At 42.4% G+C, this 12,265-nt stretch carries 14 protein-coding genes and 2 tRNA genes; 3 read left to right on the forward strand and 13 right to left on the reverse strand.

Annotated elements, in window-relative coordinates; translation table 11 throughout:
• The first annotated feature begins 205 nt into the window (after window positions 1-205).
• On the forward strand, window positions 206-742 hold the full coding sequence (locus B5F91_RS03360; RefSeq protein ID WP_239416216.1) for an Abi family protein: 537 nt from the start codon (window positions 206-208) through the stop codon (window positions 740-742).
• A gap of 155 nt (window positions 743-897) precedes the next feature.
• Here the strand turns inward: B5F91_RS03360 and B5F91_RS03365 are convergent, their stop codons facing one another.
• The 8 genes from B5F91_RS03365 to mtaB form a co-directional block, all read right to left on the reverse strand.
• The gene (locus B5F91_RS03365; RefSeq protein WP_239416218.1) at window positions 898-2,025 is read right to left on the reverse strand and encodes a DUF3352 domain-containing protein; all 1,128 of its coding nucleotides are present in this window, start codon (window positions 2,023-2,025) and stop codon (window positions 898-900) included.
• 141 nt (window positions 2,026-2,166) lie between these two features.
• A complete protein-coding gene (locus B5F91_RS03370) occupies window positions 2,167-2,424 on the reverse strand; it encodes a toxin-antitoxin system protein (RefSeq protein WP_087427705.1) in 258 nt (85 codons plus the stop codon).
• 111 nt (window positions 2,425-2,535) lie between these two features.
• Window positions 2,536-2,609 (reverse strand) — tRNA-His (locus B5F91_RS03375).
• A 22-nt stretch (window positions 2,610-2,631) separates the two neighbouring features.
• Window positions 2,632-2,705 (reverse strand) — tRNA-His (locus B5F91_RS03380).
• Window positions 2,706-2,773: 68 nt separating this feature from the next.
• Window positions 2,774-3,844, reverse strand: a complete 1,071-nt coding sequence (locus tag B5F91_RS03385) for a CapA family protein (RefSeq protein WP_087427798.1) — start codon at window positions 3,842-3,844, stop codon at window positions 2,774-2,776.
• Between the two features lie 60 nt (window positions 3,845-3,904).
• Window positions 3,905-4,786 (reverse strand): bifunctional methylenetetrahydrofolate dehydrogenase/methenyltetrahydrofolate cyclohydrolase FolD, encoded by an 882-nt coding sequence (folD, locus tag B5F91_RS03390; RefSeq protein WP_087427706.1) that lies wholly within the window; start codon window positions 4,784-4,786, stop codon window positions 3,905-3,907.
• Between the two features lie 86 nt (window positions 4,787-4,872).
• Window positions 4,873-5,898, reverse strand: coding sequence for a glycosyltransferase family 2 protein (locus B5F91_RS03395; RefSeq protein ID WP_087427707.1), 1,026 nt, complete (start codon window positions 5,896-5,898; stop codon window positions 4,873-4,875).
• A gap of 21 nt (window positions 5,899-5,919) precedes the next feature.
• Entirely contained in the window at window positions 5,920-7,236 is a 1,317-nt protein-coding gene (gene mtaB, locus B5F91_RS03400) for a tRNA (N(6)-L-threonylcarbamoyladenosine(37)-C(2))-methylthiotransferase MtaB (protein ID WP_087427708.1), read from the reverse strand.
• 147 nt (window positions 7,237-7,383) lie between these two features.
• Between mtaB and B5F91_RS03405 the strand changes: the two genes are divergently transcribed.
• Window positions 7,384-7,890 (forward strand): hypothetical protein, encoded by a 507-nt coding sequence (locus tag B5F91_RS03405; protein WP_087427709.1) that lies wholly within the window; start codon window positions 7,384-7,386, stop codon window positions 7,888-7,890.
• 302 nt (window positions 7,891-8,192) lie between these two features.
• Entirely contained in the window at window positions 8,193-8,384 is a 192-nt protein-coding gene (locus B5F91_RS03410) for a hypothetical protein (protein ID WP_087427710.1), read from the forward strand.
• Window positions 8,385-8,689: 305 nt separating this feature from the next.
• Here the strand turns inward: B5F91_RS03410 and rplI are convergent, their stop codons facing one another.
• The 5 genes from rplI to B5F91_RS03435 all read right to left on the reverse strand — a co-directional run bounded on the left by rplI (window position 8,690) and on the right by B5F91_RS03435 (window position 12,248).
• Complete coding sequence (rplI, locus tag B5F91_RS03415; protein WP_087427711.1) at window positions 8,690-9,139, reverse strand: 50S ribosomal protein L9; 450 nt, start codon at window positions 9,137-9,139, stop codon at window positions 8,690-8,692.
• A 17-nt stretch (window positions 9,140-9,156) separates the two neighbouring features.
• Entirely contained in the window at window positions 9,157-9,426 is a 270-nt protein-coding gene (rpsR, locus tag B5F91_RS03420) for a 30S ribosomal protein S18 (RefSeq protein ID WP_087427712.1), read from the reverse strand.
• A 2-nt stretch (window positions 9,427-9,428) separates the two neighbouring features.
• Complete coding sequence (gene rpsF / locus B5F91_RS03425) at window positions 9,429-9,776, reverse strand: 30S ribosomal protein S6 (RefSeq protein WP_087427713.1); 348 nt, start codon at window positions 9,774-9,776, stop codon at window positions 9,429-9,431.
• Between the two features lie 211 nt (window positions 9,777-9,987).
• On the reverse strand, window positions 9,988-10,686 hold the full coding sequence (locus tag B5F91_RS03430; RefSeq protein ID WP_087427714.1) for a response regulator transcription factor: 699 nt from the start codon (window positions 10,684-10,686) through the stop codon (window positions 9,988-9,990).
• Between the two features lie 2 nt (window positions 10,687-10,688).
• Entirely contained in the window at window positions 10,689-12,248 is a 1,560-nt protein-coding gene (locus B5F91_RS03435) for a HAMP domain-containing sensor histidine kinase (protein ID WP_087427715.1), read from the reverse strand.
• Window positions 12,249-12,265 lie beyond the last annotated feature (17 nt).

The following is a 12,265-nucleotide window of genomic DNA, read 5'->3' on the forward strand; positions in this document are numbered from 1 at the left end:
AACAGTTCCTGCCACGCCTCTCAACGATGCGTACCACGGCGGGACTTCGTTTTTATATAGGTTATGAAATATGACAAACAACCTATAGAACTTTCGGGTCTGTCCGAAAATCCGGTTGCATCAATATGTCTTATCATTAGGAAAAATATGGGGCGTTTTGGTTTATGGATGCCAGCTTGTTTAAGGACAGGGATATTTTTCAGAAATGCTTGGAGAACATTCAAAAGGAAGTAAGCCGTTCCAAGGAAGATTTCTTGCAGGAGCATTTTCCAAGTATGATGAGCCGTCTTTGCCTCCTATTTGGAAAACAATGGAAGTGGTCTCATTCGGAACGCTCTCCAAGCTGTATTGCAATTTCAGCGATGTGGATGTGAAAAAGGCAGTGGCGCATAGCTTCGGGCTTCCACAATATCTGTATTTGGAATGTATTGCCGTCCTTCGCAATCTTTGTGCCCATCATGACAGAATTTGGAACAAAGCATCCACCCGAAAAGCGATTTCAAGGAAAAAGTCATCGCATTGCTCTACGACAAGTCCCAAACGATTACAAAAGCTATGGGCTTCCCTGCAAACTGGCAAGAAGAACCACTGTGGAAAGCATAGCCCCATAGATAGAACATATAATACTCCATTATTCCGCCTGCCCTTTACGCACAACCACAAGAGGCAGGCGGCTGTGCTTTGTGGAAGGATTAACAATCCCAGCTATATATCATCGGGTGTTGGAATACAGAAGAAATAAAAGGTAACGGAAGTGCGACAACCATTGGTGGAATAGTTGGACGAACAGCAAATAGCGCAGGATTGCTTTCTTGCTTTAATGATAAAAGTATATAAAAACGACTCTACCCTACCAATCAATACCCCCTTGAGAAGGAATATTCAAAATAAAGTTGCTTAATTCTTATAAGTAAATACAAAAATATGGGAGAACCGGTTATCTATCCGTGTCAATTGAGCTGAAAAAATGAATGAACGGAAAAGGTCGGCATGACGGGCTACAAACTTCGGCAAATAGGGCTGATAACGAACGATGCTATCCTCTATCTCATCCATATCTGCCACAAAGATGAAAGACGCGTCGCGCGACATATTAGAAACGCATTCCTCGAAAAACGTATGTTGCGGAAGAGCGGCAATCTCCGAAATGCAAGAATCCACCTTTTGCTGCCCAGATAACGCAAGCACTCCTTTTTCTGATACAAACTCAATCCTGCCTAAATCCGCCACAACCTGATTCCGGCAAGAATCCGGAAACATCATCGAACCGCTTAAATAAAGGACTTCACTATTCAAATGAATATCGAAACTGCTCCAGCAATGTGTATGCCCTTTTACCAACATAGGCAAGGAAGCTGTCCGCCCGTACAAAGTCATGAAATTTGCCGCCTTCGATTCATATCCTTCCATAAATACCGCATCGCCCGACAAAGAAAGCTCGTCTTTCTCCGCATCAATCACTTGCTCTATCAGATTCTTCTGATAACTCACGACACAAAAACCTTTCCCGCAATAAGCGGAAACAAACTCGCCGTTATCTAAAGCGTAAATATCAATGTCTTCCCCCCGATAAACATCTTTCTTAGGAACAAATTCCAACTCTTTCTTCCGCATCACCTTCTGCAGGAAAGCCCTTCCTGATTCGTGTGTCTGGAAATACATCACGACATTGCGCACCGATACCGGATAATGAAAGCTAACCATCATCCGTTCGATACCATTACTCAAACGATGCACGGTGCTATCCGAAGACGCAAAGAGATTATCAAAAACAAGAGGAAACAGCCCGCTCTTCTGAATGGTATCCAATTGCATGGCGTATGCGGTCTGAGGGAACTCATTAACCAGGAAATCCGCATTATCCGTCTCTAATACAGCCATACAATCGGCTGGAACAAAAGACAACAAATCGACATTCTTCCCCTTATCCGCCACGCTAAGCTGGACAAAACTATACACTCCAACCGCTATACAGAAAAGGATAATAGAAACAATAACACCTACTTTGCCGACCATAGTATTCATACTTTTTTGCAAATATAGGCAATTATTTAAAAAAAACAAATTAATAACAGAGAATTACAAGAAAAGACGGATAATTTCTTCGATTTTTAAAAGATAGTTAATGAATAGATGCGCTATGAAAGACTAAAACAATTTTCTTCATTACTCAATGGCATTGACGGATTCCATAAAAGCATCGAAACTACTTGCATCTAATACTCCCGCATATTTCCCTGAACGCGCCTCCTCGATAGCCTCCAACGTTTCCGCATTGGGAACACAATACATGGCATCCATAAGAATTGCCTCCACAAGACTATTCAGACTGCGGTTCTCACGCTTGGCTTCCGTTTTCAGACGCTCCAATAAAGCGTTATCCAAACGGAAAGCGGTTGATTTACGTACTTTTACTGCTTCCATAAAACGATATTTATTCTATATATACAAAGGTATAGCAAATGCATCACACTTGCAAGAAAACGTAACAAAAAAAGAGGAAATCCATCGCTGGAAATCCTCTTTATTTAAAGGGGTGATTAGTGGGACTCGAACCCACGACATTCAGAACCACAATCTGACGCTCTAACCAACTGAACTATAATCACCATGTAAACTTACTCAAGAAAGGGTGACTAGTGGGACTCGAACCCACGACATTCAGAACCACAATCTGACGCTCTAACCAACTGAACTATAGTCACCGTGTTGATTACCCTTTCAAAAGCGAGTGCAAAGGTAGGGAATTATTTTGAATCTGCAAATTTTTCCGTCATTTTCTTTCTAAAAAGTATTCATTTATTCCCTTTGTATAACGCTTAAAAAGCTTCCGTACATTCGTTAAGAATAAATCCATACGGCTTTTTTCCGCTGTATTCAACTCATCTAAAGGCACTTGCGAAGGATACACAATGAAATTGCCCTTGCCGCTCAATACCGGACGGGAAGTCCACACAAACGAATAACCACACCCGGCAAGCCGAGCCTTTTCCGGAGTCTTCCTTAAAAGAAGCTTGACCATCATACCTCCATCGGTATGCAGACGGCTCATATTCGATATGAAATTGCCTAACGAATACACCACGACATGAGGTTCACTATCGGATAAGGTATCTACCACCTCAATCGGCTGCACCACGTGCGGATGCGAACCTATCACATGGTCTACCCCTAACGATAACATCCATTCCGCCAACTCACGGTCTGCCCGCTCGGGCAACAATTCATACTCTATCCCCCAATGCATGCAAGCGATGATAGCATCGGGCTTCATCCGCCTTGCCGACAAAATATCCCGGCGAATCTGTTCCCGGTCAATCCGGTTAACAATAGCCGGAGGAGTAACCGGTATGCCATTCGTGCCATACGTATAATTAAGGAATGCGATACGGAACCCTTTTTTCTCGACCAATAGCGGATAACGTTCCACTCTCTCTACCGAATCCCGATAAACGCCTGCATAATCGAAGCCTAATGAATCGAACATTTCTATCGTCCGCACCAATCCCTCTGTGCCTCGGTCAAGGCAATGATTATTAGCGGCTAACATCACATCGAATCCGGCATCACGCATCGCATACAGCCACTCATCAGGAGCACTGAAAGCCGGATATCCGCTATAGGGCTTTCCGCCTAAAGGAACTTCCAGATTGCCCACCGCAATATCCGCCCGCTTTATCTCGGAGCTAACTTCCGCAAAACAAGCCGAATAGTCAAAACTCCCGTCGCTTCTCCGGGCAGCGTCAAGCTGGGCATCATGTTGCATCAAGTCGCCTATAAAAAGCAAGGACAACGTATCGTTCTGTCCTGACGCATACACACAAGGCAACATGAACATTTCCATGAATAGAAATGCCCATATTACCCTATGCATCCTCCAGCGGATATTTTTCATACAAACTGATTATCGGTAAATCGCCTTCTTACCCGCAAGCAATGTGTTCCGCATCAACGAAACAATCGTCATCGGTCCTACTCCGCCCGGAACCGGAGTGATGTACGAACACTTCGGAGACACTTCGTCAAACTTCACGTCACCTGTAAGCTTAAAGCCCGATTTTTTCGTAGCGTCCGGCACACGGGTCGTACCGACATCAATCACTACAGCTCCTTCTTTTACCATATCCGCCTTTACAAAGTTGGGTTGTCCCATAGCGGCAATAATGATATCCGCTTCCCGGCACTCTTTCACCAAATCTTTGCTCCGGCTATGGCATACGGTCACCGTAGCATCTCCCGGATAGCTCTTCTGCATCATCAGCATCGCCATTGGCTTGCCTACGATATTGCTGCGCCCCAAGACAACGCATTTCTTGCCTTGTGTCTCAATGTGATAACGCTTCAACAATTCCAAGATACCGTTTGGCGTAGCCGAAATGTAACACGGAAGCCCGATAGACATGCGCCCTACGTTAATCGGATGGAATCCGTCTACATCTTTCCGATAGTCAATGGTTTCTATCACTTTTTGCTCCGAAATATGCTTAGGCAAAGGAAGCTGCACGATAAACCCGTCGATATCATCGTCTTCGTTCAGTTCGCGGACCTTAGCCAGCAATTCTTCTTCCGTCACATCGCTTTCGTAACGGATCAATGTAGACTTGAATCCGCATACCTCGCAAGCCTTTACTTTCGAAGCCACATACGTCTCGCTTCCACCGTCATGTCCTACCAAAATAGCAGCCAAATGCGGACGCTTTCCGCCCTTTGCAACAATATCCGCCACCTCTGCAGCAATCTCTTGCTTAATCTGTTCCGAAATGGCTTTTCCGTCAATCAATGTCATAATCACTCCTTTTTAAATATTATAATGCTAACAAATATAACATATTTCTAACCATTCTCTTTGCGATATTTCCGGTTTATATTTTATTAACGTTTTATTAATTCTGCATAGGTTCTCTTTCCACGCACTTTCGCCTGCCATAAAATACTGAATTTATACCGCCCTGTAACATCCTTGCAGACACTTTTCTGCAAATTCTTTTCCCGGTCAGCCTCAAATTGAGACCGTATTGCTGTATATTCCTTTCGTGCCTGTAAAACTGCATGAAAGTTTGCCCTATCTCCTTTTAACAAGAAAAAGCAAGCAGCCATATAATCCAATATTTTCCTAATTCGCATAACCGAACCCAATTCCCCTTGCGGCAAGTTCTTGTATAACATCAATAAGTTATTCCGAAAATTCAAAAACGTTTTGCGAGGATTTTCTTTTTTCAATGTAGCGCCACCCACATGATATACAATACTTTCCGGCAAGCAAACAATCTGATATCCACGGCTATGCAAACGCCAACACAAATCGATCTCTTCCATGTGAGCAAAGAAACGTCCGTCCAGCCCGCCAACTTTGCGATAAACATCCAAACGAATCATTAATGCAGCCCCAGTGGCCCAAAACACAGGAATTACACTGTCATATTGTCCATGGTCTTCTTCTACTTCCTCAAAAATGCGCCCCCGGCAAAAAGGATACCCATACTTATCAATAAATCCGCCTGCAGCCCCAGCATATTCAAACTGGTTTTTCTCACGCCAACTCAAGATTTTGGGTTGGCAGGCAACTACTTCCGGATGTGCATCCATATACTCTGTCAACGGTTTCAACCAATCTTCTGACACCTCGACATCACTATTCAGCAACATCACATATTCGGCTTCCACACATTCCAAAGCCTTATTATACCCCTCTGCAAAACCATAATTTTGGTCTAATCGAATCAAATGAACCGTTGGGAATTCTTTCCCGACCACTTCGCACGACTCATCGGTAGAAGCATTATCCGCTACATAAATTTCCACCCCTTCTCCTTTTGACCCTGTCAATACAGAAGGTAAAAACCGACGAAGCATTTTGGCTCCATTCCAGTTCAAGATAACTATAGCCACTTTATGCATACCATTCATTTTCCAGTTTCTTTAAATAAGGACACCTTTCAACGCCGTCCCTTCCGCATTAAAGTCTCCCAAACGCACCCGCACGAGCTGATTGTCCAACACATCATCGTGTGCCAATTCTACCCGAATGTAGTTCGAAGTAAATCCGTGCATCGGCGTACCCGGTTTAGAATGCTCCATCAAAACCGTAGCTTCCTGTCCGATATGACGGGCATAAAAAACACGAGTCTTCTCATCGGATAAAGCAAGCAAACGCTGGCTACGCGCATGTTTGTCTTCGGGAGAAACGGTATAATCAATCTTCAACGCTTGAGTGCCAGGACGTTCCGAATAGCTAAACACATGCAATTGGGTGACATCCAATCCTTGAATAAACCCGTATGCCTTTTCAAAATATTCCGGCGTCTCGCCCCTCGTGCCAACAATAACATCCACCCCGATAAAGGCATCGGGCATATACGACTTGATGGTATGCACCTTGGATGCGAACAATTGGGTATCGTATCTCCGGCGCATCAGCTTCAGCACCTCATCGCATCCGGATTGCAACGGTACATGGAAATGAGGCATAAACCGTTTCGATTGGGCTACAAACGCAATAATCTCGTCGGTCAACAAGTTCGGCTCGATAGAAGAAATGCGGTACCGCTCGATACCTTCCACCTCGTCCAATGCCTGAACCAGCTCAAAGAACGTCTCGCCCGTGCTTTTTCCGAAATCTCCGATATTCACGCCGGTCAATACGATTTCCTTTCCGCCTTCTTCCGCTACCCTGCGCGCCTGTTCCACCAAATCGGCTATCTTCCCGTTCCGGCTTCTTCCACGGGCAAAAGGAATCGTGCAATACGAGCAGAAATAATCGCATCCGTCCTGCACCTTCAGGAAATAACGGGTGCGGTCGCCCCTCGAACAAGAAGGGACAAAGGTGCGGATGTCTTTCACGGCAGTAGTTATAGCCTCGCCATGCGCATGTTTTTCCAAGTTTCCCACATACTTCATCAAGTCGCCTTTCTGCTCGGCACCCAATACCAAGTCCACTCCTTCAATATCAGCGACCTGCTCCGGCTTCAACTGGGCATAACATCCCATCACCACCACAAAAGCTCCCGGATGCTTTTTCACCAACCGATGAATGGCTTGCCGGCATTTCTTGTCCGCCACTTCCGTCACCGAACAAGTATTGACAATGCAAATATCCGCTTTCTCGCCGGGGCGCACGGTGCGCACTCCCGCTTCTTTCAGCATCTTCCCGATAGTAGAAGTTTCCGCAAAATTCAATTTGCACCCCAATGTATAATATACCGCTTTCTTATTCTGAAAAATAGTCGTATCTATCATATCGTATATAATAATGTATTCCGCCTGCAAAGTTACTCAATCCTGCCGGAATAATCGAACAAATGCCGCTAACGATAATAAATTATCGGAAAAATCCCTTATCTTTGTAAGCGGATTGAGGCAACTCCTTACATTATCATACTCCTTATGACTCCATTGGATATCAGACTTTCAAAAGCGCAGGTTATGGCAATAACCGGCAATCTGCATTACGATGAATGCGGCATTGAGACTATGTTTACCGCTATGAAACAAGCAGACAATCCTCGTGTGGCTTATAATGCAGCATGGGTACTGTCCCATTTATCCAAGGAGGACAAAAGGATTTATCTACTTCCGCACTACGAGGAATTGGTCGATATGGCAACATCTGCAGAGCTTTGTTTCCGCCGTGGGCTGATACTGACTATTCTTACAGATATGCCAATGGATGAGCCGGACGGTAAATTATTGGATTTTTGCCTTACGCATCTGGCTGCCCCCAAAGAAAGCGACGGTTCACGTTCTGTGATGATAAAACTCGCCGCAAGAATGTGCAAACCTTATCCCGATTTATGCAAGGAACTGACATTGTGTTTGGATATGATGCCGCAAGATTCATCCCCAAGCATAGCAGCCGCAAAAAGGAACGCTTTAAAAATGATTCGAAAATAAATATCTCCAATCCAACAATCCGCATAGAGTTCTCGTCTTTAGCCAATAAGCGTTAACCAATGAGCGGTACATTGAAGTGACGGGCACATCAGAAATAGAGATTGTAGATAAATAAACCCACAAAACGAAAAGAGGCTGGATTTTGAAAGATACCGAAAAGCATTTTACAAGAAAATATTTTCTAAAACATATTTTTTTGAAAAAAAAATCCGTTTTCGTGAACAACATATTAAAAAAGTCTATATCTTTGCAGCGTTTTAAGAAGACAACATAAGTATTACAGATTTAAAAAAGCAAAGAAAATGAAAAAATTAGTATTTTTGTTCGTAGCATTCGTTGCTGTATCTTTCGCTTCTTGCGGTAACAAAGCAGCTAACACTGAAAGCACAGTAGATTCAACAGTAGTAGAAGAAGCAGCTCCGGTTGTTGACGATTCTACAGCAGTAGATTCTACAGCAGCAGTTGCAACTGATTCAGCTACAGTTGCTGAATAATCATCTCGAACATTTTTAGAGAGAATTGAAAGTCTGTAAGCTCAGCCTACAGACTTTTTTTATGCCCTTTCATTTCTATCCGACAATCCACTTTCTCCTCCCCTATCCCCCAATTCGCTTTTCCCATAGTTAAACGAACCCTGCTTCATCTGCCAATGCATACGGCTTCATAGCTTGATGCATCCGGCTTCGTCAGGCAATGAAGCCGTATGCATCTTCCTATGAACCTACCTTAACAAAAAAAGAGCCCCGGTCGGGGAATGTTCCTGACCGGGGCTTTTTATCAAGTATTTACAGATAACAAATTAAGCTTCTTCTGCTACTACTTCGAAAGGAATTTCAACTGCAACTTCCTTATGAAGTTTTACTACAGCGGTATATTGACCAACTTCTTTTACCTGACCCTTAACAACGATAATCTTACGATCGATGTTATGACCCAATTTAGCCAATTCGTCTGCAATCTGAATATTGCCTACAGAACCATAGATAACACCCGTAGCACTAACCTTAGTCGGGATAGTCAACGAAATACCTTTCAACGATTCTGCTACAGCTTCAGCATCTTTCTTAATCTTTTCCAATTTATGAGCACGTTGCTTCAATTCTTCAGCCAACATTTTCTTTGCAGCCGGTGAAGCGATGACAGCCTTGCCAGTCGGAATAAGATAGTTACGACCATAACCAGACTTAACGGTTACAATATCATTCTTGTAGCCCAAGTTCGCTACGTCTTCTTTCAAAATAATTTCCATACTTATTCCTCCTTTAATTATTTCATCATATCAGTTACAAAAGGCAGCAAAGCCAAATGACGAGCTCTCTTAACAGCCTGCGCAACACGACGTTGATACTTCAATGAAGTACCGGTGATACGGCGCGGAAGGATTTTACCTTGTTCATTCAAGAATTTCTTCAAGAATTCAGGATCTTTGTAGTCGATATACTTGATACCGCTTTTCTTGAAACGGCAGTATTTCTTCTTCTTAACGTCTACTGAGGGCGGAGTTAAATATCTAATTTCTGATTGTTGCTGTGCCATGATTAATTTTCCTCCTTTTTAGTTGATTTTAAATTTCTTCTCTTTGCAGCATATTCTGCAGCATACTTATCCATTCTGAAAGTCAAGAAACGGATAACACGTTCGTCACGACGATAATTGACATCCAATTTTGCGATTACAGACGGGTCTGCCTTAAACTCAATCAATTGATAGAAACCCGTAGATTTCTTCTGGATTGGATAAGCCAATTTCTTCAATCCCCAGTTTTCTTCGTTGATGATCTCAGCACCTTCTTGTGTCAAGATAGCCTTGAACTTTTCTACCGCTTCCTTCATCTGTACGTCAGACAAAACGGGAGTTAAAATGAAAACGGTTTCGTATTGATTCATACTATTCGTTAATTAAATTATTAATAATAAATTTTTTATTTGCGGCGCAAAGGTACAACTTTTTCTCTAACTTACAAAGAGATACGTACTTTTTCTTAAATAATTTCTTTGATTGAGCTGATTGATTGATACTCTCTGCCTCGAAGCAATAAAAAAGAGGGTGTTTCAATATGAAAGCTGATTTTCAATTTGAAACACCCTCTTCGTAATATTAATCTTGATCAGGAGTAATCAGTTTATAACCTTTTCCATGAATATTGATAATCTCAATAGAATCATCATCCTTCAAATGTTTGCGCAATTTTGTGATATACACATCCATGCTCCGTGCATTAAAATAATTGTCATCAATCCAAATGGTCTTCAATGCAAAGTCGCGCTGAAGAATCTCATTGGCATGTGCACACAATAATCCCAGCAATTCCGATTCTTTTGTAGTCAGTTTTGTCTGCTTGTCGCCGATAGACAAAATCTGCTTTTGAGTATCAAATGTAAAGCGTCCGATTTTATACATATTACTTTCCCTATTCCGTTTTCCACGCACACGACGCAGAATCGCTTCGATACGGAAGGTCAGCTCTTCCATGCTGAAAGGTTTAGTGATATAATCGTCCGCACCAATCTTAAATCCTTCCAAAATATCTTCTTTCAACGTCTTCGCCGTAAGGAAGATAATAGGGATTTCCGTATTCGCCTGACGGATTTCCTGAGCCAAGGTGAAACCGTCTTTTTTCGGCATCATCACATCCAGCACACACAAATCGTATTTATTCTTCAAAAAAGCCTTATAACCGGCTTCTCCGTCTGGGAACAATTCTGCCGAATACCCCTTTGCCTGTAAATATTCTCTTAACAACATGCCAAGATTCTCATCATCTTCGCACAATAAAATACGCAATTTCTCGTCCATTTTTATTCTTCTTTAAATAAAGGTAATACAATAATAAATTTAGTACCCACATTCAGTTCACTTTCGGCACGTATTGTTCCTTTGTGATCTGTTATGATTTTCTTCACATAGGCCAAGCCCAAACCAAACCCTTTCACATCATGCAAATTGCCGGTATGAACCCGATAGAACTTATCAAATATCTTTTTCAAATTTTCTTTCTTTATTCCAATTCCATTATCTTCGATTGAGATATGGAGCTTTCCGTCGTCATTCCATGTACGCACTTTCAAGTGGATGTTGACATCAGGCTTCTTATATTTCAATGCATTATCAAGCAAGTTGAAAATCACATTGGTGAAATGCATCTCATCGACAAAGATAAACGGGTCGTCTGCATCTAAAGCCACATCCAACGTACCATTACAATTCTCCACTTTCAGCCGGAACGTATTGGTCACATTATATACCAATTCATTGGCATCCACTTCTTTCATTTTCAGCGTAGCCTTCTGACGCTCGAACATGGACATCTGCAACACTTTCTCCACCTGGAAACGCAACCGTTTTGTTTCGTCATTAATCACTCCCGAAATGTGTTTAAACATCTGAGGAGATTTACCGACAGCCGGGTCATTCAACATCTGAGCCGCCAACGAAATGGTCGAAATCGGAGTCTTGAACTCATGCGTCATATTATTAATGAAATCATTCTTTATTTCAGTCAGTTTCTTTTGGCGGAATATGATATAAATGGTAAATATGAATGTCACCAGCAACACCAACGTAAAAATAATCGAAGGTATCATAAACCGTACCGAACTAAAGATGTAATTATCCATCGTCGGGAAAAACACATTGACAAACCCCATCTTTGCCGGAGGGTCTTTTTCAAAGAGCAAACGAGAATAAATCTTCTCATTATCGTATTCATAATCCGAACAACGGTACACTTCCTTTCCATCCCGATCGGTCACCGTAAAATGATAAGGGATATCCACCCCATTGTTCTTCAGTTCCGAATTCAAGTAATAATCCAATTGCTTGAAATTAATACGCTCTTTCAACGGTTTATCACTTGCCGTATAAAGGATATTATAAATAACCTCATCCAGCAAAGCACGTTGATAGACGTAACGTTCTTTCAAAATCTCCTGCAAGTTCCGTGAAGTCTGCGGGATATTCTTTCCCGTAGAAATAATCACTTTCGGAACACTGGAAGGACGATTAATAATCGTTTTCCATTCAAAGCTGGAGAAAGTGCTCCCATCAGGAGAAGTCATCGTGAATTGCCGATGCGAAACAACATTCCGGCTCGTGTCGGCACTCATTGAAGGCATCTGCAATTGACGCGAAAGCCGTGCAGCCCGTTCGGTTGCCACAACATCTTTCTCCAAGTATTTCTTTGTCTCTACCAGTTCCAAATTATGAACTGCTTGCGCAAGACTACGTCCTACATTTTCTTCGAACTGTTCTTTGCGCATCTTGACCATCTCTTCAATATAGCTTACCTGTAAATACAGCAAGCTTAGAAAAGAAAGCCCCATCACAATACCTAATATCCAAATCGTTGACTTTTTCATGGAGGCAAATTTACATG

Origin of the sequence: Bacteroides sp. An322 (assembly GCF_002161765.1) — a bacterium.
GTDB lineage: Bacteria > Bacteroidota > Bacteroidia > Bacteroidales > Bacteroidaceae > Phocaeicola > Phocaeicola merdavium.

Bases quoted from the DNA above. Each gene is read 5' to 3' on its own strand.
- B5F91_RS03370 (WP_087427705.1), bottom strand. From the start codon at position 2,424: ATGGAAGCAGTAAAAGTACGTAAATCAACCGCTTTCCGTTTGGATAAC.
- rplI (WP_087427711.1), bottom strand. From the start codon at position 9,139: ATGGAAATTATTTTGAAAGAAGACGTAGCGAACTTGGGCTACAAGAAT.
- B5F91_RS03365 (WP_239416218.1), bottom strand. From the start codon at position 2,025: ATGAATACTATGGTCGGCAAAGTAGGTGTTATTGTTTCTATTATCCTT.
- B5F91_RS03405 (WP_087427709.1), top strand. From the start codon at position 7,384: ATGACTCCATTGGATATCAGACTTTCAAAAGCGCAGGTTATGGCAATA.
- rpsR (WP_087427712.1), bottom strand. From the start codon at position 9,426: ATGGCACAGCAACAATCAGAAATTAGATATTTAACTCCGCCCTCAGTA.
- folD (WP_087427706.1), bottom strand. From the start codon at position 4,786: ATGACATTGATTGACGGAAAAGCCATTTCGGAACAGATTAAGCAAGAG.
- B5F91_RS03430 (WP_087427714.1), bottom strand. From the start codon at position 10,686: ATGGACGAGAAATTGCGTATTTTATTGTGCGAAGATGATGAGAATCTT.
- rpsF (WP_087427713.1), bottom strand. From the start codon at position 9,776: ATGAATCAATACGAAACCGTTTTCATTTTAACTCCCGTTTTGTCTGAC.
- mtaB (WP_087427708.1), bottom strand. From the start codon at position 7,236: ATGATAGATACGACTATTTTTCAGAATAAGAAAGCGGTATATTATACA.
- B5F91_RS03410 (WP_087427710.1), top strand. From the start codon at position 8,193: ATGAAAAAATTAGTATTTTTGTTCGTAGCATTCGTTGCTGTATCTTTC.
- B5F91_RS03360 (WP_239416216.1), top strand. From the start codon at position 206: ATGCTTGGAGAACATTCAAAAGGAAGTAAGCCGTTCCAAGGAAGATTT.
- B5F91_RS03385 (WP_087427798.1), bottom strand. From the start codon at position 3,844: ATGGAAATGTTCATGTTGCCTTGTGTGTATGCGTCAGGACAGAACGAT.
- B5F91_RS03395 (WP_087427707.1), bottom strand. From the start codon at position 5,898: ATGCATAAAGTGGCTATAGTTATCTTGAACTGGAATGGAGCCAAAATG.
- B5F91_RS03435 (WP_087427715.1), bottom strand. From the start codon at position 12,248: ATGAAAAAGTCAACGATTTGGATATTAGGTATTGTGATGGGGCTTTCT.